22 protein-coding genes and 1 pseudogene are annotated in these 24,854 nt (G+C 67.4%); 10 read left to right on the top strand and 13 right to left on the bottom strand.

Annotated elements, in window-relative coordinates; translation table 11 throughout:
- Positions 1-29: 29 nt before the first annotated feature.
- From tilS to cysS, 4 genes are all read right to left on the bottom strand, one after another.
- A complete protein-coding gene (gene tilS / locus LGM42_RS08400; protein WP_226231978.1) occupies positions 30-1,451 on the bottom strand; it encodes a tRNA lysidine(34) synthetase TilS in 1,422 nt (473 codons plus the stop codon).
- Between the two features lie 46 nt (positions 1,452-1,497).
- Entirely contained in the window at positions 1,498-2,469 is a 972-nt protein-coding gene (locus LGM42_RS08405) for an acetyl-CoA carboxylase carboxyltransferase subunit alpha (RefSeq protein ID WP_006401892.1), read from the bottom strand.
- Positions 2,470-2,572: 103 nt separating this feature from the next.
- Positions 2,573-3,400 carry a DNA-3-methyladenine glycosylase family protein gene (locus tag LGM42_RS08410; protein ID WP_060310070.1) on the bottom strand — a complete coding sequence of 276 codons (828 nt, stop codon included), beginning with the start codon at positions 3,398-3,400 and terminating at the stop codon, positions 2,573-2,575.
- A gap of 43 nt (positions 3,401-3,443) precedes the next feature.
- Complete coding sequence (cysS, locus tag LGM42_RS08415) at positions 3,444-4,841, bottom strand: cysteine--tRNA ligase (protein WP_226231979.1); 1,398 nt, start codon at positions 4,839-4,841, stop codon at positions 3,444-3,446.
- Positions 4,842-5,075: 234 nt separating this feature from the next.
- Between cysS and LGM42_RS08420 the strand changes: the two genes are divergently transcribed.
- The 4 genes from LGM42_RS08420 (at position 5,076) to LGM42_RS08435 (ending at position 7,821) form a co-directional block, all read left to right on the top strand.
- Positions 5,076-5,798, top strand: a complete 723-nt coding sequence (locus LGM42_RS08420) for a tetratricopeptide repeat protein (RefSeq protein ID WP_060310072.1) — start codon at positions 5,076-5,078, stop codon at positions 5,796-5,798.
- A gap of 39 nt (positions 5,799-5,837) precedes the next feature.
- The gene (locus tag LGM42_RS08425) at positions 5,838-6,413 is read left to right on the top strand and encodes a peptidylprolyl isomerase (RefSeq protein WP_059583382.1); all 576 of its coding nucleotides are present in this window, start codon (positions 5,838-5,840) and stop codon (positions 6,411-6,413) included.
- Between the two features lie 88 nt (positions 6,414-6,501).
- Positions 6,502-6,993, top strand: coding sequence for a peptidylprolyl isomerase (locus LGM42_RS08430; RefSeq protein WP_006483987.1), 492 nt, complete (start codon positions 6,502-6,504; stop codon positions 6,991-6,993).
- Positions 6,994-7,020: 27 nt separating this feature from the next.
- Positions 7,021-7,821: a UDP-2,3-diacylglucosamine diphosphatase gene (locus LGM42_RS08435; protein ID WP_226231980.1), complete on the top strand. Its 801-nt coding sequence runs from the start codon at positions 7,021-7,023 to the stop codon at positions 7,819-7,821.
- Positions 7,822-7,873: 52 nt separating this feature from the next.
- Here LGM42_RS08435 and cysE read toward each other — a convergent pair whose 3' ends face one another.
- A complete protein-coding gene (gene cysE / locus LGM42_RS08440; RefSeq protein ID WP_059583378.1) occupies positions 7,874-8,647 on the bottom strand; it encodes a serine O-acetyltransferase in 774 nt (257 codons plus the stop codon).
- Between the two features lie 283 nt (positions 8,648-8,930).
- The gene (locus LGM42_RS08445; RefSeq protein ID WP_060310074.1) at positions 8,931-9,755 is read right to left on the bottom strand and encodes an RNA methyltransferase; all 825 of its coding nucleotides are present in this window, start codon (positions 9,753-9,755) and stop codon (positions 8,931-8,933) included.
- 281 nt (positions 9,756-10,036) lie between these two features.
- Between LGM42_RS08445 and LGM42_RS08450 the strand changes: the two genes are divergently transcribed.
- The 4 genes from LGM42_RS08450 (at position 10,037) to LGM42_RS08465 (ending at position 16,951) form a co-directional block, all read left to right on the top strand.
- Positions 10,037-10,840 (top strand): inositol monophosphatase family protein, encoded by an 804-nt coding sequence (locus LGM42_RS08450; RefSeq protein WP_059608913.1) that lies wholly within the window; start codon positions 10,037-10,039, stop codon positions 10,838-10,840.
- A 304-nt stretch (positions 10,841-11,144) separates the two neighbouring features.
- On the top strand, positions 11,145-12,767 hold the full coding sequence (locus LGM42_RS08455; protein ID WP_060310075.1) for an NAD(P)/FAD-dependent oxidoreductase: 1,623 nt from the start codon (positions 11,145-11,147) through the stop codon (positions 12,765-12,767).
- 274 nt (positions 12,768-13,041) lie between these two features.
- Positions 13,042-15,699 carry a DNA mismatch repair protein MutS gene (gene mutS, locus LGM42_RS08460; protein ID WP_226231981.1) on the top strand — a complete coding sequence of 886 codons (2,658 nt, stop codon included), beginning with the start codon at positions 13,042-13,044 and terminating at the stop codon, positions 15,697-15,699.
- Positions 15,680-16,951: a hypothetical protein gene (locus tag LGM42_RS08465; protein ID WP_226231982.1), complete on the top strand. Its 1,272-nt coding sequence runs from the start codon at positions 15,680-15,682 to the stop codon at positions 16,949-16,951. Before mutS ends, LGM42_RS08465 begins: the two co-directional genes overlap by 20 nt.
- On the opposite strand, the gene LGM42_RS08470 is transcribed toward LGM42_RS08465, so the two are convergent.
- Positions 16,931-17,473: an FKBP-type peptidyl-prolyl cis-trans isomerase gene (locus LGM42_RS08470; RefSeq protein ID WP_059583368.1), complete on the bottom strand. Its 543-nt coding sequence runs from the start codon at positions 17,471-17,473 to the stop codon at positions 16,931-16,933. The two genes, LGM42_RS08465 and LGM42_RS08470, sit on opposite strands and share 21 nt — an antisense overlap.
- Positions 17,474-17,505: 32 nt before the next feature.
- Between LGM42_RS08470 and LGM42_RS08475 the strand changes: the two genes are divergently transcribed.
- On the top strand, positions 17,506-18,726 hold the full coding sequence (locus LGM42_RS08475; RefSeq protein ID WP_226231983.1) for a cupin domain-containing protein: 1,221 nt from the start codon (positions 17,506-17,508) through the stop codon (positions 18,724-18,726).
- Positions 18,727-18,782: 56 nt separating this feature from the next.
- A pseudogene (locus LGM42_RS33185) lies at positions 18,783-19,029 on the top strand (hypothetical protein).
- Positions 19,030-19,335: 306 nt separating this feature from the next.
- Here the strand turns inward: LGM42_RS33185 and LGM42_RS08480 are convergent.
- From LGM42_RS08480 to LGM42_RS08505, 6 genes are all read right to left on the bottom strand, one after another.
- Positions 19,336-20,112, bottom strand: a complete 777-nt coding sequence (locus tag LGM42_RS08480; protein WP_060310121.1) for an MBL fold metallo-hydrolase — start codon at positions 20,110-20,112, stop codon at positions 19,336-19,338.
- Positions 20,113-20,116: 4 nt separating this feature from the next.
- Complete coding sequence (bamC, locus tag LGM42_RS08485; RefSeq protein WP_059643943.1) at positions 20,117-21,262, bottom strand: outer membrane protein assembly factor BamC; 1,146 nt, start codon at positions 21,260-21,262, stop codon at positions 20,117-20,119.
- A gap of 111 nt (positions 21,263-21,373) precedes the next feature.
- Positions 21,374-22,276 (bottom strand): 4-hydroxy-tetrahydrodipicolinate synthase, encoded by a 903-nt coding sequence (gene dapA / locus LGM42_RS08490; RefSeq protein WP_059583362.1) that lies wholly within the window; start codon positions 22,274-22,276, stop codon positions 21,374-21,376.
- Between the two features lie 46 nt (positions 22,277-22,322).
- The gene (locus LGM42_RS08495; protein ID WP_060966320.1) at positions 22,323-22,925 is read right to left on the bottom strand and encodes a class I SAM-dependent methyltransferase; all 603 of its coding nucleotides are present in this window, start codon (positions 22,923-22,925) and stop codon (positions 22,323-22,325) included.
- 8 nt (positions 22,926-22,933) lie between these two features.
- A complete protein-coding gene (locus tag LGM42_RS08500) occupies positions 22,934-24,136 on the bottom strand; it encodes a tryptophan--tRNA ligase (RefSeq protein ID WP_006487046.1) in 1,203 nt (400 codons plus the stop codon).
- 8 nt (positions 24,137-24,144) lie between these two features.
- Positions 24,145-24,807 (bottom strand): site-2 protease family protein, encoded by a 663-nt coding sequence (locus LGM42_RS08505; RefSeq protein WP_059583358.1) that lies wholly within the window; start codon positions 24,805-24,807, stop codon positions 24,145-24,147.
- Between the last annotated feature and the right edge of the window lie 47 nt (positions 24,808-24,854).

The raw sequence follows: 24,854 nt of genomic DNA on the forward strand, positions 1-24,854 counted from the left end.
GCCATCGCGCCGCCGGAAGCGTGCCGCCGTTACGCGATCAGCAGGTCGGGACGCCACTCGATCCGGCGCCATGCGGCGGCGCCGGGTGCCGCCCCGTCAGGCATGCCGATGTCGCGATTGACACCCAGCCGCGGCACGTAGATCAGCCGGTCGCCCGCGAACAGCAGCGGCACGTCGCGTTGCCAGGCCGGCACCCCGCGCTCCTGGAACAGGTTCTTCAGCGTTCGGCCCGGCCCGCCCGGCGACGTCCGCATCCGTTCGCCTCCGGCCCGGGGGCGCACCGCCAGCCGCGCACCGCGCAGCAGCTCCTCCGGCACCGCGTCGGCGCTGCCCGCGTCGGCGGGCGCAAACACGAACGTGCCGCGCCATGCCGGCAGGTGCCACACTTGCTGTCCGTCCCATGCGAGCGCCGCCTCCGGTTGCGGCGTACCCGTACCGTCGTCGGCCGGTTCGCTGCTGTCGCCGGCTTCCCAGTAGACGACATCGCGATAGAGCCGCAGGCACTGCCCCGCGTGATCGACGCGCAGCGCATGCGCATCGTGCGCCGCGCGCAGTTGTCGCATCATGTTGGCGAGCCGGGCGGCCGACGCGCCCGGCAAACCGAGCCGGCGCATCCAGAAGCGCAGCAGGTTCGCGCCGCGCGTGTCGTCGAATCCGATCAGCGCGTCGCGCGACAGCGCCTGCCCGTCATCGCGCGCGGCGACGGCGAAATCCAGCTCGGCCAGATCGTCGAGCAACCGCTGAGCCGCCGCCGCGTGCTGCGCCGCGCGACCGAGCGCATCGCGAAAGCCAGGGAAATGCACGGCCAGCGCCGGCAGCACGTCGACGCGCAGCGCATTGCGCGCATAGCGCGTGTCACCGTTCGATTCGTCGTCGATCCACGCGAGCGCGTGCTGCTCCGCATAGCGCTCGAGTTGCGCGCGCAACAGTCGCAGCAATGGGCGCACGCGCTCGATGCTCACGCCGTCGGGGCGATAACGCGGCGCCATCGCGGCAAGCCCCGCGATTCCCGCACCGCGCAACAGTTGCAGCAGCACGGTCTCGGCCTGGTCGTCCGCATGTTGCGCGAGCCACAGCGCTGCCACGCCGTGGCGTTCGCCCATCGCGTCGAGCGCCGCGTAGCGACGCTCGCGCGCCGTCGCCTCGATACCGAGCCCGCTGTCGCGCGGCACGTCGACGCGCATCGATTCGAATGCGACGCCGAGCCGCGCCGCTTGCCCTTCGGCATGCGCGACCCATGCGTCGGCATTCGCGCTCAGGCCGTGATGCACGTGCAACGCGACGCAGCGCGATGCGCCCGCGACGCGCACGGTCGCATCGAGCAGCACCGTCGAATCGAGGCCGCCGCTGTAGGCGATCGCGATGCGCGCATCCGGCGGCAGGCCGGAAAGCGCAACGCCGACCGCGTCGAGGACGACACGGTCGGCGGAGAATTCGGTGGGCGGGATCACGAGCGGGACGCGCGCGCCGCGGCGCGCGCATTGAATACACGGCCGGTCATGCGCCCGGCGTGGTTTCCTTGAACTTGCCGTAGGCCATCAGGCGCTCGAAGCGGCGCTCGCGCAGCGCATCGATGCTCATGCCCTGGAACTGGCGCAGCGAATCGGCCAGCGCACGGCGCAGCAGCGCGGCCATGCCCTTCGGATCGCGATGCGCGCCGCCGAGCGGCTCGTTGATGATCTTGTCGATCAGGCCGAGCGCCTTCAGGCGGTGCGCGGTCAGGCCCAGCGCTTCCGCGGCTTCGGGCGCCTTCGCAGCGCTCTTCCACAGGATCGACGCGCAGCCTTCCGGCGAGATCACCGAGTAGGTCGAGAACTGCAGCATCATCACGGTATCGGCCACGGCGATCGCCAGCGCGCCGCCCGAACCGCCCTCGCCGATCACCGTCGTGATGATCGGCGTCTTCAGCTCGGCCATCACGTACAGGTTGCGACCGATCGCCTCCGACTGGCCGCGCTCTTCCGCGCCGATGCCCGGGTACGCGCCCGGCGTGTCGACGAACGTGAAGATCGGCAGCCCGAACTTCTCGGCCAGACGCATCAGGCGCTCGGCCTTCCGATAGCCTTCCGGACGCGGCATCCCGAAGTTGCGCGCGGCGCGCTCCTTCGTGTCGCGGCCCTTCTGGTGACCGATCACCATGCACGGATGGCCGCCGAAGCGCGCGAGACCGCCGACGATCGACAGGTCGTCCGCGAACGCGCGATCGCCATGCAGCTCGTGAAAATCGGTAAACAGTTCCGCGACGTAATCGAGCGTGTACGGACGCTGCGGATGCCGCGCGATCTGCGAAACCTGCCACGGCGTCAGGTTCGCGTAGAGGTCCTTCGTCAGTTGCTGGCTTTTCTTCGACAGCCGCTCGATTTCTTCCGAAATATCGACAGCCGAGTCGTCCTGCACGAATCGCAGCTCTTCGATCTTTGCCTCGAGTTCGGCGATCGGCTGTTCGAAATCCAGAAACGTGGTCTTCATGTGTTCGAATCCTTGGGTCTTGCGGCAGCGCGTATTCTACCCGCGCGGGCGGCGCGCAAAACCGGCTCTCAACTATTGATGTTCAAAACTCGATAGCCTGCACTCAGGCGTCGACGTCGGGCGCATCGAGGCTGCGCCACATGTACCAGGTCGCGACGGTGCGCCACGGCTCCCAGTTGGCCGCGACCTCGCGCGCCTCGCTGCGCGTGACGGGTTCGCCGCTGAAGTAATTGACGCTGATCGCACGGATCAGGCCCGGGTCGTCGAGCGGCAGCACGTCCGGCCGCGACAGGTTGAAGATCAGGAACATCTCGGCGGTCCAGCGGCTGATGCCGCGGATCTGCGTGAGTTCCGCGATCACGTCCTCGTCGTCCATCGACGTCCATTTGTCGACGTGCAGCGCCCCCGACACGAAATGCTTCGCAAGATCGAGGATGTATTCCGTCTTGCGCTTCGACAGCCCGCACGCGATCAGCTTGTCCGCGCCGAGCCGGATCACCGGTTGCGGCGCGAGCTTCGGGCAGGCGTCCTCGATGCGCGCCCACAGCGACTGCGCGGACGGCACCGAAATCTGCTGGCCGACGACCGAGCGCGCGAGCGTGACGAACGGGTCGCCGCGTTTCACGAGATGCGCGGGACCAAACTTCGGAATCAGCTTCTTCAGGATCCGGTCGCGCTTGACGAGGTCCGCGCATGCCTTGTCCCAATAGGCGGGACGCACGACGACCTCCTCGCCATCCGCTTCCGACGCACGTGTCTTGCGGGCCGCGTCGGCGGCCGGCGGCGCGGCCGCCGGCTGCGCATGACCGTTCAGCGCGCCGTTCGGCACGGCGCGCGTCGCGTCCGCCTTCGCCGCCGGTACGCGCTTGGCTGCCGGACGCGCGGCGACCGGGGTCGCGCGCCTGACCGGCGCTTTTCTGGCCGTTGCCATCTTGCCTCCTACCTGACGGATCGGTCAGTGGAACGCACCGCGCTCATACGCGACGCCATTCGGTCGATCCGCCCGGTTTGTCTTCAAGTGCGATGCCGGCTTCGAGCAATTCCGCCCGGATCCGGTCCGCTTCGGCATAGTCCTTCGCTTGCTTCGCCGCGACGCGCGCGGCGATCTTCGCTTCGATCTCGTCGGCCGCGAGCCCGCCCGCCTGCGCGGCGCCGGACGCCTGCTGCAGGAACGCGCGCGGTTCGCGGCCCAGCAGGCCGAGCAGGCCCGCCAGCTGTTTCAGTTGCCGTGCGAGCGACGCGTCGCGCGTGCGGTTGACTTCACCCGCCAGCTCGAACAGCGTCGCCACCGCGACCGGCGTGTTGAAATCGTCGTTCATCGCGGCCGCGAAACGCTGTGCGTGCGGCTCGTTCCAGTCGAGCGCGAGCGTGTCGGGCTCGACGTCCTTCAGCGCGGTGTACAGACGCGTGAGCGATGCGCGTGCATCGTCGAGATGCACGTCGCTGTAATTGAGCGGCGAACGGTAATGCGTGCGCACGATGAAGAAGCGCATGACTTCCGCGTCGTAACGCTCGAGCACTTCCCGGATCGTGAAGAAGTTGCCGAGCGATTTCGACATCTTCTCGTTGTCGACCTGCACGAAGCCGTTGTGCATCCAGTAATTGACGAACGTCTCGCCGGTCGCGCCCTCGCTCTGCGCGATCTCGTTCTCGTGGTGCGGGAATTGCAGATCCTGCCCGCCGCCGTGGATGTCGAAATGATTGCCGAGCAGCGAGCAGCCCATCGCCGAGCATTCGATGTGCCAGCCCGGGCGGCCCATCCCGTACTTCGACGCCCACGACGTGCCTTCCGGATCTTCCGGCTTCGCGCGCTTCCACAGCACGAAGTCGAGCGGATCCTGCTTCGCATCGTTCGCGGCGACGCGCTCGCCCGCGCGAAGGTCGTCGAGCGACTTGCCCGACAGCTTCCCGTAGCTCGCGAACTTGCGCACCGAGTAATTGACGTCGCCATCGGCCGCCTGATACGCGTAGCCGTTCGTCTCGAGCGTCTCGATCATGCCGAGCATCTGCGGGATGAACTGCGTCGCGCGCGGCTCGATGTCGGGCCGCTGGATGCCGAGCGCGGCCTCGTCCTCGTGCATCGCGCCGATGAAGCGATCGGTCAGCGACTTGATCGTCTCGCCGTTCTCGACCGCGCGCCGGATGATCTTGTCGTCGATGTCGGTGATGTTGCGCACGTACGTGACCCGGTAGCCGATCGCACGCAGCCAGCGCTGGACGAGGTCGAACACGACCAGCATGCGCGCGTGGCCCACGTGACAATAGTCGTAGACGGTGATCCCGCATACGTACATCCGCACTTCGCCGGACTGGCGCGGCACGAAAACTTGCTTGTCACGCGCGAGCGTGTTGTAGATGCGCAGTGATTCCATAGAGATGAACCGTGAGCCGAAGGAAACCGCCCTGGCGAAGCTCGCCCAGCATGTGAAACGGACGGACCATCTGCTGCGGCGCCGGGCCGCGCGTCCTCGTTATCACATGGGGCGGTCAGGCTGCAAGCACAGCGGTGACGGCCACGAGAGGCTAAGAAAGACTGTCTGCCGCTCGCCGGAACGCGCAGACGTTTTGTTAGAATGGCTCGGAGTATAACATTCCGATTTACGCCTATGAAACCTCATCGCGGCCGCGCGCCGAGCGCTGCGACCCTCGTTGCGACCACCGTCATGGGCGTCGCGCTGACGCTTTTCGCGGCACCCGCGGCGCATGCGCAGAAAGCCCCGGCGGTCGCCGACGGCACGCCCGAAATCGACGCGTCGATCGCCGGCAAGCAGTGGAAGCAGGCGCTCGCGCAGCTCGACGCGCGCATCGCGTCGAACCCGCACGACGTGCAGGCGCAGTTCAAGCGAGGCACCGTGCTGGCCCGCCTGAACCGCGACGACGACGCGATCCAGCAGTTCGTCGCGATCACGCAGGCGTACCCCGAGCTGCCCGAGCCGTACAACAACCTCGCGGCGCTCTACGCGAAGCACGGCCGCTATGACGAAGCGCGCACCGCGCTCGTCACCGCGACGCAGTCGAACCCGAGCTACACGCTCGCGTACGAGAACCTCGGCGATCTCTACCTGCGCCTCGCGGCCGAATCGTACAAGCGCGCGCAATCGCTCGGCCGCACGAGCGGCGCGACCGCGCAGCGCCTCGCCGATCTGCAGAAGATCGTGTCGCCGTCGAAAGCCGCGCCGAACGCGCGCGCGACGACGCCCGCCACGCGCGATTACACCGAGCGCGCCGCCGCGAACGTGAGCACCACCACGCTGCCGATGTCGCCGACGTTCCAGTTCAGCGGTCCGTCGGGCGCACTGGCGGCGCCGTACGTCGCGCCGTCGCGCTAAGCGGCGCGGCCTTCCTTCCCTCCCAACCTGAGGATCGCAATGAAACGTCTGTTGCTGGCGCTTGGCGGCGCCGCCCTTCTCGCGACCGCGCCCGCATTCGCGCAATCGGCCACCGCGCACCCCGTCGTGCAGCTGAAGACCTCGCAGGGCGACATCCGCGTCGAGCTCTACCCGGAGAAGGCGCCGAAGTCGGTCGCCAACTTCCTCGATTACGTGAAGGCCGGCCAGTACAACGGCACGATCTTCCATCGCGTGATCAAGGGCTTCATGATCCAGGGCGGCGGCTACAAGACCAACTTCGAGGAAAAGCCGACCCGCGCGCCGATCCCGCTGGAGAGCCGCAATGGTCTGAAGAACCTGACGGGCACGATCGCGATGGCCCGCACGAGCGACCCGAATTCGGCCACCGCGCAGTTCTTCATCAATACCGTCGACAACGGCGGCCTCGACTACCCGAACCCGGACGGCAACGGCTATGCGGTGTTCGGCAAGGTCGTGTCGGGTCTCGACGTCGTGAAGAAGATCGAAGGCGTGGCGACGACCTCGCGCGGCCCGATGCAGGACGTGCCGGCGCAACCGGTCGTGATCGAATCGGCGAGCATCGTCTCGAAGTAAGCACCTGCCGGCACGTCCGGCGCCTCACGCGGCCGCGTCGCACGACCGGCCGCGTGCCATTTAAACTGCCTCACCGAAGGAATTCATCATGGTTGAACTGCACACGAACCACGGCGTGATCAAGCTCGAGCTCGACGCCGCGAAGGCACCGAAGACGGTCGAGAACTTCCTGAACTACGTGAAGAAGGGCCATTACGACGGCACCGTGTTCCATCGCGTGATCAACGGCTTCATGATCCAGGGCGGCGGCTTCGAGCCGGGCCTGAAGCAGAAGCCGACCGACGCGCCGATCGACAACGAGGCGAACAACGGCCTGAAGAACGACAACTACACTATCGCGATGGCGCGCACGAACGATCCGCACTCGGCGACTGCCCAGTTCTTCATCAACGTGAACGACAACGACTTCCTGAACCACTCGTCGCCGACGCCGCAGGGCTGGGGCTACGCGGTGTTCGGCAAGGTCGTCGAAGGCCAGGACGTGGTCGACAAGATCAAGGGCGTCAAGACGGGCAACGCCGGCTTCCATCAGGACGTGCCGACCGACGACGTCGTGATCGAAAAGGCCGTGGTGGTCTGACGCACCCGCCGTTACGGAGGCACTTCGATGTTGCAGGAGAGTCCGCCGCGAAGCGTCTCCGCGGGCGTGCCGGGCGAGCGCGAGTACGCGCAAGCCGCACGCCCGTTCCTGTTTCTGTCCGATCTGCACCTGAGCGAGGCGATTCCGAAGACGGTCGCCGCGTTCGAGCATTTCGTCAAATACACCGCCGACAGCGCCGATTCGGTGTTCATCCTCGGCGACCTGTTCGAATACTGGATCGGCGACGACGTCCTCGACGACGATCCGTTCGCCGCGCGTATGGCCGCGCTGATGCACACGTTCTCGGAACGCGGCATCGCGCTCTACGTGATGCACGGCAACCGCGATTTCCTGCTCGGCCGGCGCTTCATGAAGGCCGCCGGCGCGATGCTGCTGCCCGACCCTTCGCTGATCATGGCGTTCGGCCAGCGCATCGTGCTCGCGCACGGCGACGCGCAATGCACGGCCGACCGCGGCTACCAGGTGTTCCGTCGCTTCGCGCGCAACCGCGTCGCGCAATGGCTGTTTCTCGCGTGGCCGTTCCGGTGGCGCCGCGCGCTCGCGCAACGCATGCGCTCGAGCAGCGAAGCGGGCCGCATGCGCCCTGCGTCGGCCGTGTACGACGTCACGCAAGAAGGCGTGGCCGCGCTGTTCCGGAAAAGCCGCGCGAGCGTGATCATTCACGGCCACACGCACCGCCCCGCGCGCCACGCCGAGCCGGGCGGGATCCGCTGGGTGCTGCCCGACTGGGATCTCGATCACGGCACGCCGCGCGGCGGCTACCTGCGCGTCGACGCGGAAGGCATCCACGCGATGCCGCTCGACTGACGCCGCCGCTGCTATCGCACTGACCGACAGCGATCGGCGTCGATCGCGTTCGTTACGTCTGGCGTTCGACCGTCTTGCCTTCGAGCACCGCCGACAGCCTGCGCAGGTCGAGGCGCGCCGCGTCGGCGCCCTGCAGCGTTTCCAGATGCGTGCCGAGCCGCTCGAGCGCCGCGACGATCTCGTCGACGCGGCGGCTTTCCTTCGCCGCATGATCGATCAGACCGTGAATCGCGAGCGACATCGGATCGTCGGCGTTCGGCGTGATCCCGTACGCGCTGAACGCCGCACGCTCGGCCTGCGGCTTCGGCTGCGCCGGCATCACGATGCGCGCCGGGTTGCCCACCGCCGTGCCGCCCGCCGGCACCGGCTTGACGACCACCGCGTTCGAGCCGATCTTCGCGCCCGCGCCGACCGTGAAACCGCCAAGCACCTTCGCGCCGGCACCGACGATCACGCCGGCCTCGAGCGTCGGGTGGCGCTTCGCGCCGCGCGTGAGCGACGTGCCGCCCAACGTCACGCCCTGATAGATCGTGCAGTCGTCGCCGATGATCGCCGTCTCGCCGATCACGACACCCATGCCGTGATCGATGAACACGCGCCGGCCGATCGTCGCGCCGGGATGGATCTCGATTCCGGTCAGGAACCGGCCGGCCTGCGACACGAACCGCGCGAGCCAGTAGCGTTTCGCGCGCCAGCATGCGTGCGCGAATCGGTGCAGCACGAGCGCGTGCAGCCCCGGATAACAGGTCAGCACTTCCCACGCACTGCGAGCGGCGGGATCCCGCTCGCGAATCGTTGCAACGTCTTCGCGCAGTCTCGTGAACATGATGTGGTCTGGGAAAAGGCCGGCGCGCATCGCCGGCAATGCCGGCCGTTATCGCACCGGGTCATTTGCTTATGATGTCCGGCGATTGTAGGGCCAGTCGCGCGCGGCCGCACGCGGCCGCGCGTTCACCCCGCCGTCGGCGCGGGTATTCTGCCGGGACGCTTGCTGTGGCGGCGCTTGCAGGGTGGGTCGGTCGGAGAAATAGAAGCTTCGACGCTTCCGGTGGGTCGAGGCACGGCCTGCCACCGGATTCCCCGCGCCCGGCAATCGGAGCGTCGGCCGCTTACGCGTCGCCGCCCGGCTTGCCCGACTTCAGCAGGATGTGCTTCGCGATGCCGCGCAGGATGTTGACCTCCTCGCGCTCGAGGCCGGTGCGCGCGAACAGGCGCCGCAGCCGCGGCATCAGCTTCTTCGGATTGCGCGGGTCGAGGAAGTCGAGCGCGATCAATGCGTTCTCGAGGTGCACGTACATCCGCTCGATCTCGTCGCTCTGCGCGAGCGTGCCGGCTTCGGCCGGCGGCTGCGCCGACGGCTCGCTCGCCTGTTCGAGAAACGCGACGCGCAACTCGTATGCGAGCACCTGCACGGCCTGCGCGAGGTTCAGCGAACTGTAGGCAGGGTTGGCCGGAATATGCGCGAGCGCGCTGCACTGGTCGACATGCTCGTTCGCGAGACCGGTGCGCTCGTTGCCGAACACGAGCGCGATGTCGGCCGCGCCGACCTGCGCGCTTGCCTGCGCGGCGGCCGCGCGCGGTGCAAGACGCGGCGGCCCGTATTCGCGCGTGCGCGCGGTCAGCGCGATCGACCAGTGAACGCCGGACAGCGCTTCGCCGAGCGTCGGCACGACATGCGCGGACGCGAGGACGTCGTCCGCGCCGCTGGCCATCGCGATCGCGTCGGGGTCGCGCTGCACGTGCGGCACGCGCGGCGCGACCAGCACGAGGCGCGAGAAGCCCATCGTCTTCAGCGCGCGGGCGGCTGCCCCGACGTTGCCGGGGTGGCTCGGCTCGACGAGCACGAAGCGGGTGGACGTGAAGCCGCCGGACGGCGGCGCGGACGAGGCCGCGCCCGATTCGGACGGCGCGGCGGTGTTCTGCGGGGTTTCCACTACGATACGACTCGGTTCATCAGAATGGCCGTATGGTATCGCCATCGCCCGCGCAAACCCACTCGTCCGGACGGCCAGTGGGGGTTTCCCCGCATGCCGGTCGCCTGAAACCGCCGAAAATCGGGTAAAATCATGCCTTTACGCGTTGCGCTCGGCGCAGCGCGGGTCGTACCCCGCTCTTTGTCAATTCGCGTCTCACCTCGCCCCGGCACGCTTGCGCCGTTCCGGGCGGTTGTCCCACTTCGTGGCGGCCCGTGCCGCCGGCTACAGGATCCAGGCTCATGCATCCCATGCTCAACATTGCTGTCAAGGCTGCGCGCCGCGCCGGACAGATCATCAATCGCGCGTCCCTCGATCTCGACCTGATCGAGATCCGCAAGAAGCAGCAGAACGACTTCGTCACCGAAGTGGACAAAGCCGCCGAAGACGCGATCATCGAGACGCTGAAGACCGCCTACCCCGATCACGCGATCCTCGCGGAGGAATCGGGCGAATCGGAGAACGAATCCGAATTCAAGTGGATCATCGATCCGCTCGACGGCACGACCAACTTCATCCACGGCTTCCCGTACTACTGCGTCTCGATCGCGCTCGAGCACAAGGGCGTCGTCACGCAGGCCGTCGTCTACGATCCGAACAAGAACGACCTGTTCACGGCTACCCGCGGCCGCGGCGCGTACCTGAACGACCGCCGCATCCGCGTCGGCCGCCGCGACCGCCTGTCCGACGCGCTGGTCGGCACGGGCTTCCCGTTCCGCGAGAAGGACGGCCTCGACGCCTACGCACGCCTCTTCACCGAAATGACGCAGGCCTGCACGGGCCTGCGCCGCCCGGGCGCGGCGGCGCTCGATCTCGCGAACGTCGCGGCCGGCCGCCTCGACGCGTTCTTCGAGCAAGGCATCAACGTGTGGGACATGGCGGCGGGCAGCCTGCTGATCACCGAGGCCGGCGGCCTCGTCGGCAACTACACGGGCGACGCCGATTTCCTGCATCGCCACGAGATCGTCGCCGCGAACCCGAAGATCTACGCGCAGATGATCCCGATCCTGAACCGCTACAGCCGCGTGCATCCGGCAGCGGAGTAAGCCCGGGCCGCGCCCGCGCGGCGCGGCTTTCGCGCAAACCGCTCGCGCGGCATCGTCACGATGGCGCGCCGATCGTCTGGCGCACGGATAAATCTTCCGTGCACACGGATCGCTTCGTGCGCCTATCCTGAAGTTGCTCGCGTGGCGCGTGCGGGTCGGCGTGTTGCCGCTCGCTCCGCTTCTGCCGCAACGACGGCGAATGGTTTGCGTCCGGCATGCGCGCGCGGCGAACGAGGCCGCCGGCATGCCGGCCCCGCCTGTATCAACACCGCCACGGCGCCGTGGCAATCGCATCCGAGTCCCCATGTTACGGCTAAGCGAAATCAAACTCCCCCTCGACCACCCCGAGAGCGCACTCGAGGCCGCGATTCGCGCGCGCCTCGCTGAGCTCGGCGTGGCGCCAGACGGGTTGCTCCGTTACACCGTGTTCCGCCGCGCGCACGACGCGCGCAAGCGTGCCGACATCAAGCTCACGTATATCGTCGACGTCGAAGTCAAGGACGAGGCGGCCGCGCTCGAGCGCATCGCCGGCAAGCCGCATTGCGGCGTGACACCCGACATGACGTACCACTTCGTCACCAAGGCGCCCGAGCACGCCGATTTCCTGCGTCCGGTCGTCATCGGCATGGGCCCGTGCGGACTGTTCGCGGGGCTGATCCTCGCGCAGATGGGGTTCCGTCCGATCATCCTCGAACGCGGCAAGGCCGTGCGCGAGCGCACCAAGGACACCTTCGGCCTGTGGCGCAAGAGCGTGCTCAATCCCGAATCCAACGTGCAGTTCGGCGAAGGCGGCGCGGGAACGTTTTCCGACGGCAAGCTGTACAGCCAGATCAAGGATCCGAACCACTATGGCCGCAAGGTGCTTGACGAATTCGTCAAGGCCGGCGCGCCCGACGACATCCTGTACCTGAGCCGCCCGCACATCGGCACGTTCCGCCTCGTCAGCATGGTGGAAAAAATGCGTGCGTCGATCCACGAGCTCGGCGGCGAAGTGCGCTTCGAAACCCGTGTCGACGACATCGAAATCGACCAGGGCAAGGTGCGCGCGCTCAAGCTGTCGAACGGGGAAACATTGCGGTGCGACCGCGTGGTGCTGGCCGTGGGCCACAGCGCGCGCGATACGTTCCAGATGCTGCACGACCGCGGCGTCTATATCGAAGCCAAGCCGTTCTCGCTCGGGTTCCGGATCGAGCATCCGCAAGGCGTGATCGATCGCAGCCGCTTCGGCAAGTTCGCGGGCCACAAGCAGCTCGGCGCGGCCGACTACAAGGTGGTCCACCACGCAAGCAACGGGCGCGCGGTCTACAGCTTCTGCATGTGCCCGGGCGGCACGGTGGTCGCCGCGACCTCGGAGCCCGGCCGCGTGGTCACCAACGGAATGAGCCAGTATTCCCGCGCCGAGCGCAATGCGAACGCGGGCATCGTCGTCGGCATCACGCCGGACGACTATCCGGGCGGCCCGCTCGCCGGCATCGCGTTCCAGCGTAAATGGGAAACGCGCGCGTTCGAACTCGGCGGCGGCGATTACCGCGCGCCCGGCCAGCTGGTCGGCGACTTCATCGCGGGCCGGCCGTCGACGTCGCTCGGTGCGGTGGAGCCGTCGTACAAGCCCGGCGTGACGCCGACCGATCTCAGTACCGCGCTGCCGGACTACGTGATCGAAGCGATCCGCGAAGCGCTGCCCGAGATCGACAAGAAGATCGCCGGCTTCGCGATGCACGATGCCGTGCTCACCGGCGTGGAGACGCGCACGTCGTCGCCGATCCGGATTCGACGCAAGGACGACTACCAGAGCATGAACGTCGAAGGCCTGTATCCGGCCGGCGAAGGCGCCGGCTATGCCGGCGGCATCTATTCGGCGGCGATCGACGGTATCGAAGTCGCGCAAGCGGTCGCGCTCAGCCTGACGTCGGGGCACGCGTCCTGATTAGCGGCACGGGGTCGGCGCGCGCAGGCTCGCCAGCCGAGCGCCGCCGGGCCCGCCCCGCTCGTTGCAACGCTTCGGAAGGGCGAAAGACGCGCCGCCCACGGCCATGCGCCCTTTCTTCGGTGCCTCGTGGCAAGCGCTCGCGAGCGACCGCGCGAACTCGGCTGCCGCTGCAAGACAGCGCCGGCAGTCGACCAAACGGCCAACTTCGCGCGTTCACGTCGATGCCACTGGTAAACTCGGGCAACCCAAGCAACAACTTCATGCCTGACCTATGACCACGCTGTCGCCCGAAGCCTTCGCAGGCCACACTCCAATGATGCAGCAGTACCTGCGCATCAAGGCCGATCATCCGGACACGCTCGTCTTCTACCGGATGGGCGACTTCTACGAGCTGTTCTTCGAGGATGCGGAAAGAGCGGCACGCCTGCTCGACCTGACCCTCACGCAGCGCGGCGCGTCGGCCGGCACGCCGATCAAGATGGCCGGCGTCCCGCATCACGCGGTCGAGCAATATCTGGCGAAGCTCGTGAAGATGGGCGAATCGGTCGCGATCTGCGAGCAGATCGGCGATCCGGCCACGTCGAAGGGCCCGGTGGAGCGCAAGGTCGTGCGCGTCGTCACGCCCGGCACGCTGACCGATGCCGCGCTGCTGTCCGACAAGAACGACGTCTACCTGCTCGCGATGTGCACCGGCCACAACAAGCGCGGCGTCGCGGTCAACATCGGCCTCGCGTGGCTGAACCTCGCGAGCGGTGCGCTGCGGCTCGCCGAAATCGAGCCCGAGCAGCTCGCCGCCGCGCTCGAACGCATCCGGCCGGCCGAAATCCTGACGCCTGACGGGGCAACCGACGCCATTCCCGCCGGCGCGGGCGCAACCAAGCGCGTGCCGGCCTGGCACTTCGACATCGCATCGGGCACGCAGCGTCTGTGCGACCAGCTCGACGTCGCGAGCCTCGACGGTTTCGGCGCGCATTCGCTGACGAGTGCGTGCGGCGCGGCCGGCGCGCTGCTGCTTTATGCCGCGGCCACGCAAGGCCAGCAACTGCGGCACGTGCGCAGCCTGAAGGTCGAGAACGAAACCGAATACATCGGGCTCGATCCGGCCACGCGCCGCAATCTCGAACTGACCGAGACGCTGCGCGGCACCGAGTCGCCCACGCTGTATTCGCTGCTGGACACCTGCTGCACGACGATGGGCAGCCGCCTGCTGCGTCACTGGCTGCATCATCCGCCGCGCGCATCGGTCGCCGCGCAGTCGCGCCAGCAGGCAATCGGCGCGCTGCTCGATGCACCGGCCAGCGCGAGCCTCGATGCGCTGCGCAGCGCACTGCGCCAGATCGCCGACGTCGAACGGATCACCGGGCGGCTCGCGCTGCTGTCCGCGCGCCCGCGCGACCTGTCGAGCCTGCGCGACACGTTCGCCGCGCTGCCGGCGCTGCGCGAGCGCATCGGCGCGATCGTCGCGAACGCGGATGCGCTCGCGCGCGTCGACGCGGCGCTCGCGCCGCCCGCCGAATGCCTCGACCTGCTGACGAGCGCGATCGCCACCGAGCCGGCCGCGATGGTGCGCGACGGCGGCGTGATCGCGCGCGGCTACGATGCCGAGCTCGACGAGCTGCGCGACATTTCGGAGAACTGCGGGCAGTTCCTGATCGACCTCGAAGCGCGCGAGCGCGCGCGCACCGGCATCGCGAACCTGCGCGTCGAATACAACAAGGTGCACGGCTTCTACATCGAGGTCACGCGCGGCCAGACCGACAAGGTGCCCGACGACTACCGCCGTCGCCAGACGCTGAAGAACGCGGAGCGCTACATCACGCCGGAACTGAAGACCTTCGAGGACAAGGCGCTGTCCGCGCAGGAACGCGCATTGGCGCGCGAGCGCGCGCTGTACGACTCGGTGCTGCAGGCGCTGCTGCCGTTCATCCCCGAATGCCAGCGCGTCGCCTCAGCCCTCGCCGAGCTCGACCTGCTCGCCGCCTTCGCCGAACGCGCACGCGCGCTCGACTGGGTCGCGCCCACCTTCACCGACGAGATCGGCATCGAAATCGAACAGGGGCGCCATCCGGTCGTCGAAGCGCAGGTCGAGCAGTTCATCGCGAACGACTGCCGGTTCGGCCCCGAGCGCAAGCTGTTGTTGATCACCGGGCCGAACATGGGCGGTAAGTCGACGTTCATGCGGCAGACCGCACTGATCGCGCTGATGGCGTACGTCGGCAGCTACGTGCCGGCGAAGTCGGCGTGCTTCGGCCCGATCGACCGGATATTCACGCGCATCGGCGCGGCCGACGATCTCGCGGGCGGCCGCTCGACCTTCATGGTCGAGATGACCGAGGCCGCGGCGATTCTCAACGACGCGACGCCGCAAAGCCTGGTGCTGATGGACGAGATCGGCCGCGGTACGTCGACCTTCGACGGCCTCGCGCTCGCCTGGGCCATCGCGCGCCACCTGCTGGCGCACAACGCGTGCTACACGCTGTTCGCGACGCACTACTTCGAGCTGACGCAACTGCCGGCCGAATTCCCGCAAGCGGCCAACGTCCATCTGTCGGCGGTCGAGCACGGCCACGGCATCGTGTTCCTGCACGCGGTCAACGAAGGCCCGGCGAACCAGAGCTACGGTCTTCAGGTCGCGCAGCTCGCGGGCGTCCCGGCGCCGGTGATCCGCGCCGCACGCAAGCACCTCGCGTATCTCGAACAGCAGTCGGCCTCCCAGCACACGCCGCAACTCGATCTCTTCAGCGCGCCGCCGGCGGCCGTCGACGATCTCGAATGCGCGGATGCGCCGGCGCTGCCCGACACGCCGCACCCGGCGCTCGAAAAACTGCGCGACATCGATCCCGATGATCTCAAGCCGCGCGAGGCGCTCGACCTGCTGTACGAACTGCGCACGCTGGTCCGGTCGCACGATGCCGACGGGCACGCGTAAGCGCATTGCGCGGGGCCTGCCGGCCCGCGCCGCCGCCGCGCTCGTCGCGGCGGTTGTTGCGTTCGCGCAGGCCGGTGCGCTGGCCGCGCCGCCCAAGCGCAGCGCCGCGCCCTACTCGTTCGCGGTCGTGTCGGGCGTCATCAACGCCCCGGCGGACGAACCAGCCGCGCAGCGGCTGCTCGATGCGATCGCACGGGAGCGCAACCTCGCGTTCGTCGTCTATGCGGGCGATCTCAAAGGCTCGAAGGAAGCATGCCGCGACACGCTGTATTCGCAGCGCGGCGCGATCCTGGATTCGGCGCGCGTGCCGCTCGTGTTCATTCCCGGCCACGACGACTGGATCGCCTGCAACACCGCGGCGGGAGGCGGCTACGACCCGGTCGAGCGGCTCGATTTCCTGCGGCAGACGCTGCTCGCCGATTCTGCTCTGCCCGACCCGCGTGCGCTGCAGATTACGCGGGAGAGCGAAGTCGCACGGTTCCGGCCGTATCGCGAGAACGCCCGCTGGATGCGCGACGACATCGTCTACGTCGCGCTCAACGTGCCGGCGCCGAACAACCATTATTTGACGGCGGGCGGCCGCAACGGCGAATTCGAGGACCGCGTGATCGCGAACAGCTTCTGGATCGACCACGCGGCTGAATATGCGAAGCGGCGCGAAGCGCGCGCGATGGTCGTGATTTTCGAAGGCGATCCGCAGTTCGAACGCTATGAACGCTCGGAGCGCTTCGCGTGGCTGCGCTTCAACCGGCCGCGCGTACGCGACGGCTTCCGCGAGCTGAAACGAACGCTGGTGAAGGCCGCGGCGACGTTCCGAGGTCCGATACTGGTGGTGCACGCGAGCGGCGAACCGCTGGCGAACGGCTTTCTGATCGACCGTCCGCTGCATGGCGACGACGGTGAGCTGGTAGGAAACGTGACGCGCGTCACGATCGGACCGCGCCATCCGGCGAATCAGTGGGTGAAGGTGAGCGTATCGTCGGCACGACAGACGATCTTCAACGTGAGCCTGCAGGAAGTACCGAAGAACCTGCCGGTGCCGCCCACGCTGCCGCTCGTGCCGCGCGACGACGTGCCGCTGCCGCAGATGCCGGAAATCCCCGCGCTACCGGCGCTGCCCGATGCGTCGTCGGTCGCGCCGCCGTTGCAGGGCGACGGCGCCGCACCGGGCGGCGCGTCGTGGCCTGCGCCGCCCCCTGCATCGGGGCCGGTGCCGGGCCTGCCGGCAAGCTCAGTGCAGGGTGCGCCCTGACGGCGCCTCGCCGTCTTCGTCGTCGTCCTCGTCGACGATCTCGAGCCCTTCCGCGCCATGCGCGTGCTCGTGCTCGATTTCGTCTTCGGTGGCTTCGCGCACGTCCTTCACGGTCAGCGCGAAACGCAGCGCCATGCCCGCCAGCGGGTGATTGCCGTCGAGCACGACCTTGTCTTCGGCGATATCGGTGACCGTATAGATCAGCGAGTCGACTTCCTCGTCACCGTCTTCCGGCGTGCCTTCGAACTGCATGCCCACTTCGAGCGGCTCGGGAAAACGGTCGCGCGGCTCGATCTTCACAAGTTCGGGATCGTAGTCGCCGAACGCGTCCTGCGGCTCGAGCTGGATCTGCGCCTGGTAGCCAGCCTCGTGGCCGTCGAGCTGTTCCTCGATCTTGGGGAACGTGCCATCATAGCCGCCGTGCAGATAGACCATCGGCTCGTCGCTTTCCTCGATCAGGTTGCCCTGTGTGTCCGACAGCTTGTAAGTGACCGACACGACGGTGTTTTTTGCGATTTTCATCCAATTCTCCCAAATACAAGTCTCATTATACGATGCGCAACCGGTCTCAAGCCGAACCGCGGCAAGCCGCTGCCGCCCCGCTCGGCGCGCCGCCCCCCGATCTTCCCACGCCGCTGCTCGGCGGCCTTACGCCGGCGCAATTCATGCGCGGCTACTGGCAAAAGAAGCCGCTGCTGATCCGCCAGGCGATTCCCGGCGTCGCGTCGCCGGTCACGCGCGATGCATTGTTCGAGCTCGCCGCCGACTATGACGCGGAATCGCGATTGATCACCCATTTTCGTAACAAGTGGCAACTGGTGCATGGCCCGTTCGAGCCCGATTCGCTGCCTGCGGTCACGCGCAAATCCTGGACCCTGCTCGTGCAGGGGCTCGATCTGCACGTCGACGCGGCGCGCGCGCTGCTCGACCGCTTCCGCTTCATCCCCGACGCGCGGCTGGACGACCTGATGATCTCGTATGCGACGGACGGCGGCGGCGTCGGCCCGCATTTCGATTCGTATGACGTATTCCTGCTGCAGGTCGAGGGCCGGCGCCGCTGGCGGGTCGGCGCGCAGAAGGATCTGTCGCTGCAGCCGGACGTGCCGCTGAAGATTCTCGAAAACTTCGAGCCGAGCGACGAATGGGTGCTGGAGCCCGGCGACATGCTGTATTTGCCGCCGCACATCGCGCATGACGGCGTCGCCGAGGGCGAGTGCATGACCTGCTCGATCGGCTTCCGGGCCCCGTCCGCGGGCGAGCTGGGCGCCCAGTTCCTGTACTACCTCGCGGAGCGCGGCGGCCTGCGCGACGCTGGCGGCGACGATCTCTACCGCGATCCGAAGCAGCCGGCCGTCGATGCGCCCGCGCAACTGCCGCCGGCCATGGTCGAACGTGTCGCCGAGATCGTCGACGCGATCCGCTGGCGCAAGCGCGACGTCGCCGAATTCCTCGGCTGCTATCTGAGCGAGCCCAAATCGAACGTCGTTTTCGACCCGCCCGAGCGCCCGCTGTCCGAGGCGGCGTTCGTCACGCAGGCGTCTCGCCGCGGCGTGCGTCTCGACAGAAGGGCCGCATTGATGTATAACGCGCGCTCGTACTTCATTAATGGCGAGGAAGGACCACTCGAGCAAGCCGATGAATGGCTGCCCGAACTGGCCAATCAACGCCAGATGGAGGCGAAACGGTTTGTAACACTATCCCGGGTTCCCTCGATGACAGCCTTGTTGCACGAGTGGTATCGTGCGGGCTGGATACGGGTCGGAAGCCGGAATTAGTGTGAGTCGCCCCGTATGCCCGTACAGATCAAATTCTGTATGGGAAAGACAACGTATTGACCCCGCATTTGTCGACGGTCGATAGGAAAGTGCATATAATTTCCGCCCAAGCCGTAGGGAAGATTCACGCTCTAAGAAGTGCATCTCCACCAGCGGCCCAGGTCGGTGTTGGAGCACATTACCGGTATTGTTTCGCGCTGTTGCTTACCTTTAACCATAAAAGGACGTGATCATGAAGAAATCCCTCCTCGTAGCTTCCCTGTTGGCTGCTGTTGCACTGGCTGCTTGCAACAAGAGCGCTGATCAAGCTGCTTCGTCGGCTGCAAGCGACGCGGCTGCTGCTGCTTCGTCGGCTGCTTCGGCAGTTGCTGGTGCTGCGAGCGACGCTTCGGCTGCTGCTTCGTCGGCAACGGCTGCTGCGAGCGACGCTGCTGCTGCAGTGGCGTCGGCTGCTTCGGCAGCGACGGCTGCTCCGGCTTCGGGCGCAAGCCAGTAAGCCTTCAGCGTCAGCTGAAAAAAACCGGCCCGAGGGCCGGTTTTTTTACGTCTGCCGCTTTCGAATCGAGCGCCCGGCAGTCGCTTCGGGCCGCCGCGGCGGCCCCGCCCTGCTCATCCGAGCGTCAGCCAGTCGAAGCCCGTGTCCTGCGAGGCCACGATCACGTCTTCCCCGTCCGTCCCGAGCACGCCGCCAAACGCCTGGCGAGCCAGTTCCGGCAGATTGTTCTGCTGGCTCAGATGGGCCGCGACCAGGTGCTGGAGACGGCTGCGCTCGAGCGACGCGAGGATGTCGGCCGCCGCGTCGTTGCTCAGGTGGCCGTGGTTGCCGCCGATCCGCGCCTTCAGCGACTGCGGATAGCGGCTGGCGGCCAGCATCGCGGTATCGTGGTTGGATTCGAGCACCAGCGCGTCACAGCCGCTCAGGACGGCCGTGATGTGCGGCGTGGCCATCCCGACGTCCGTCAGCACGCCGAGCCGGCGGCTTCCGTCCATGAACACGAACTGGAGCGGTTCCCGCGCATCGTGGGGAACCGTATAGGGCATCACGGCCAGATCGCGTATCGCGGCCGTCTCGTCGCCCCACAGCACGTGCAGATCGACATCGGCCTCGTCCGCGCCGACCGCGCGCGCGGTGCCCCAGCTCATGTAGAGCGGCAGCGACGCGCGGCGCGCGAGCGTCAGCGCACTGCCGACGTGGTCGCTGTGTTCGTGGGTAATGAGGATCGCATCGAGATCGGCGATGCAGAGATTCAGTCGGCCGAGCCGGCGCTCGACCTCCTTGGCGGAAAAGCCGCAGTCGAGCAGCACGCGGGTAGTCGTCGTGCCGCTCGAGGCCTCGACGACCAGCGCGTTGCCTTCGCTGCCGCTTCCGAGGCTGGCGAATCGCACGCGTTCAGTTCAGTTGCGCGTGCAGCAGCGAGATGATCCGCTGCGCGTCCGACGAGTTGTCGATCTGGCCATTCGCGCCGATCACCGCGACCTGCGTGCCGCCGGTGCCTTGCGCGCGCACGTTGACGAGGAACTCCTTGCCCGGCTTCGCCGCCGACGGGCCGCCGTAGAACAGCTTGCCGAACAGGCCGTCACGCTTGAGCTCTTCCATCGAATTCGCATAGCGCACGGTGTACACGCCCTTCTCGCGGTCGCGATTGTCGACCGTGAAGTTGGTCCGGTCGAGCGCGAGACCCACACGCAGCCAGGCGCGATCGAACGACTCGGCCAGTTGCAGTGTCGCCGCGCCGCCGCTCGTGTCGCTGACCTGCGCCGGCGCCGTCGCGGGGCGCGCATCGGTCAGCAACTGCTTTGCCTGCGCGTCGGTCAGCCCGAACTTCTGCATCAGCTTCGACAGGAACACGGCTTCGAGCACCGGGTTGCGCGGCCGCTCTTCCCAGCGCGACGACGTGCCGCCCTGCGGGCCGACCATCATCTCTTCCATCGCACTGTGCGTGATCGAGATGTCGGTGTTGCCGTCGGACGTGCGGTTCACGAGCGTGCGGAAGCGGTCGCGCGTACCCGACGAATACGCGAAATCGATGACCTTGCCGATCGTGCGGCGGAACCAGTCGTCCGGAATGTTCGCGCGGTTCTCGGCCCAGTCGGTGGCCATGATGCCCGTCGACGGCGCATCGGTCTTCAGCGAGAAGCCGTTCTCCTGCCAGAACTCCTTCAGGATCGGCCACAGCTGCTCGGGCGTGCGGCCGTCGACGACGAGCCAGCGGCGGTCGCCGTCGCGCTCGATGTGCATGCCGAGCGGATCCTGCGCGCTCGGGATGCCGTCGGTCGCGTTGCCGGCCTTCGTCGTGGCCCGCGGCGGCAGCGTGCCGAGCCCGGCGTTGGTCGGGGGCGCGACGAACTGCTGCGTCGTCGGCACCGGCTTCAGGTCGCTCGGCACCGCGAGCGGCGGCGCCGAACCGGTGTTCTTGTAGTTGACCCGGTCGGGGGCCAGGTAATCGTTCAGCGTATCGCAGCCAGCGAGCGCGCCCAGCGCCAGCGCCACCACCGACAACTGGATGGCGCGAGAGGAAAAGGCGAAACGTTTCATGAAATCCTTCGTCTTGCTAGAACGCTCGTCAGGAGCGGCGCCGGACGGAGCCGGCCGGTGCGGGTTGATCAGGGGTCGAGCCGGCGGCCGCAGGACGCGGCCGCCTTGCCATCAGAGAACGCCGGCCTCGACGAGGGCCGAACGCACGGCATCGTGGCAGCGCTCGTCGAGCGCCGTGAGCGGCAGCCGGATACCGCCCTGCATCTTGCCCATCGCCTGCAGCGCCCACTTCACGGGGATCGGGTTCGCTTCGATGAACAGGTTCTTGTGCAGCGACAGCAACTTCATGTGCAGCGTGCGGGCCGTCTGCACGTCGCCGGCCAGCGCCGCGCGGCACAGCTCGCTCATCGCGCGCGGCGCGACGTTCGCGGTCACCGAGATGTTGCCGTGGCCGCCGAGCAGCATCAGCGCGATCGCGGTCGGATCGTCGCCGCTGTAGATCGCGAAATGCTTCGGCGCGGCCTTGATCAGGTGCGCGGCGCGATCGATGTTGCCGGTCGCTTCCTTCACGCCGATGATGCCCGGGACTTCCGCGAGGCGCAGCGTCGTCTCGTGCGCCATGTCCGCGACCGTCCGGCCCGGCACGTTGTACAGGATCACCGGCAGGTCGACCGCTTCGGCGATCGTCCGGAAGTGGCGGTACATGCCTTCCTGCGTCGGCTTGTTGTAGTACGGCACGACCTGCAGCGTCGCGTCCGCGCCGACGGCCTTCGCGTGCTTCGTCAGCTCGATCGCCTCGGCGGTCGAATTGCCGCCCGCGCCCGCGATGATCGGGATGCGTTTCGCCGCATGCTCGACCGCCGTGCGGATCATCAGGATGTGCTCTTCGACGTTGAGCGTTGCCGACTCGCCGCTCGTACCGACGACGACGAGCGCATCGGTGCCTTCCGCGATGTGCCAGTCGATCAGTTTGCGAAACGCCGGCAGGTCGAGACTGCCGTCTTCGAGCATCGGGGTGACGATCGCGGGGATGCTGCCGCGGATTTGAATGCCGTCTTGGGTGCCGTTAGCCATGAAACGCGATTGATTGTGTACCGGTAAACGTTGAGATTGTAGCGGATTAGCCGGGCAGTTCGTAACGTGGAATTCCCGCCCCCGCCTTCGGGGTCGCGCCCTCGCGCACCGCGCAAAGACGCTGGACGAACGCCTCGCGCGGCGCGGCGACGAAACCGTCCTCGTATGCGACCACCCGCAGGTGCCCGCGCACGGCGTCCAGCAACTCGCCCGGGGCGAGCAGGAACGCGGGGTTGGACGGCTTTCCGACCGTTTCGTTTCCTTGCGCGAAGGTTTCGTAGACCAGCACACCGCCCGGCGCCACGGCATCGAATAGATGGGGCCAGAGCGGGCGATGCAGATAGTTCGTGACGATCACGGCCGCGAACCGCTCGTCGGCCGGCAGCGGCCATGGCGCGCCTTCGAGATCGGCCGCGCGGGCGTCGACGCCGGGAATCGCGCGCAACGCGGCCAGTGCGACCGGATCGCGGTCGAGCGCGACGACCGGATGGCCGCGCGACGCGAACCAGCGTGCATGGCGGCCGCCGCCGGCGGCAACGTCGAGCACCGCACCGCCGGCCGGCACGAGCCGCGCCCATTGCGCGACCCAGCGCGACGGCTCGGCCTGGCCGACGTGGCCGCCCGCGGCGGCGATGACGGATTCACTCATGCGCCGGATCAGTTGTACGACAGGCCCATCGCGTCGCGCACGTCGCGCATCGTTTCCGTCGCGTACTTGCGCGCCTTGTCGCAACCGTCCGCGACGATCGCGCGCAGCAGCGACGGGTCGTCCATGTACTTCTGCGCGCGCTCCAGCATCGGCTGCTGTTCGCGCAGGATGCCCTCGACGACCGGCTGCTTGCAGTCGAGACAGCCGATGCCCGCCGAGCGGCAGCCCTTCTGCACCCACTCGTGCGTCGCTTCGTCTGTGTAGACCTGGTGAAGCTGCCACACCGGGCACTTGTCGGGATCGCCCGGATCGGTGCGGCGCACGCGCGCGGGATCGGTCGGCATCGTGCGGACCTTCTTCGTGATCGTCTCGGCGTCTTCGCGCAGGCCGATCGTGTTGCCGTACGACTTCGACATCTTCTGCCCGTCGAGGCCCGGCATCCGCGACGCCTCGGTCAGCAGCGCCTGCGGCTCGACCAGGATGATCTTGCGCGCGCCTTCGAGATAGCCGAACAGGCGCTCGCGGTCGCTCATCGACAGGCTTTGCGATTCCTGCAGCATCGCGCGCGCCTGTTCGAGCGCCTCGTCGTCGCCTTCCTGCTGATACGCGTTGCGCAGCTCGTGATAGAGCTTCGCGCGCTTGCCGCCGAGCTTCTTCGCGGCTTCGAGCGCCTTCTCCTCGAAACCGGGCTCGCGGCCGTACAGGTAGTTGAAGCGGCGCGCGATCTCGCGCGTCATCTCGACGTGCGGCACCTGATCCTCGCCGACCGGCACGAGCGAGCCGCGATACAGCAGGATGTCGGCGGCCATCAGCACCGGGTAGCCGAGGAAGCCGTAGGTGGACAGGTCCTTGTCCTTCAGCTTCTCCATCTGCTCCTTGTAGGTCGGGACGCGTTCGAGCCAGCCGAGCGGCGTGCTCATGCCGAGCAGCAGCGCGAGTTCCGCGTGCTCGGGCACCTTGCTCTGGATGAACAGCGTCGCCTGCGCCGGATCGATGCCGGACGCGAGCCAGTCGATCAGCACGTCCCATACGTTCTTCTCGATGACCTCGGGCGTCTCGTAGTGCGTCGTCAGCGCATGCCAGTCGACGACGCAGAAGAAGCACGGGTACTCGGACTGCAGCTTCACCCAGTTTTTCAGCACGCCGTGGTAATGACCGAGGTGCAGCGATCCGGTGGGTCGCATGCCGGAGAAAATACGTTCTGGGAACATGATTGTCGTTAGAAAAGCGAGGCGAAGGGAGACAGGATGGCGCTCAGCACGGCATAGCCGACATTGACGAGCGGACGCAGCCAGAAGTTCGTCAGCACGCCCGTCGTGACGAGCACGAGGACGATGATGAAACCGTACGGCTCGATGCGCGACAGCGCGATCGATTGCCTGGTCGGCAGCAGCGCCGCCAGGATGCGGCCGCCGTCGAGCGGCGGCAGCGGAAAGAGGTTCAGCACGCCGAGCACGAGGTTCGCGCTGACGCCGGCCAACGCCATGCGCGTGAAGAACGGCTCGTCGACGCCGACGGCCGGCAGCACGAGGGTCAGCACGCCCCAGACGAGCGCCTGCACGAAGTTGCAGGCCGGGCCCGCGAGGGCGACCCACAGGCTGCCCCAGCGCGGATTGCGCAGGTTGCCGAACGACACCGGCACCGGCTTCGCATAGCCGAACAGGAACGCGCCGCCGGTGAGGAAGTACATAGCGAGCGGAATGGCGATCGTGCCGAGCGGATCGATGTGACGCATCGGATTGAACGACACGCGCCCCATCGCATAGGCGGTATTGTCGCCGAGCAGACGCGCGGCATAGCCATGCGCGGCCTCGTGCAGCGTGATCGCGAAGATCACGGGTAGCGCGTAGACGGCGATGGTCTGTATCAGGGAAGCATCCATATCGCGTTATTGTAACAAGCGCACTCGCGCAAAAATGGCACGGCGCG

The organism is Burkholderia sp. AU39826 (assembly GCF_020419965.1).
Taxonomy (GTDB): domain Bacteria; phylum Pseudomonadota; class Gammaproteobacteria; order Burkholderiales; family Burkholderiaceae; genus Burkholderia; species Burkholderia semiarida.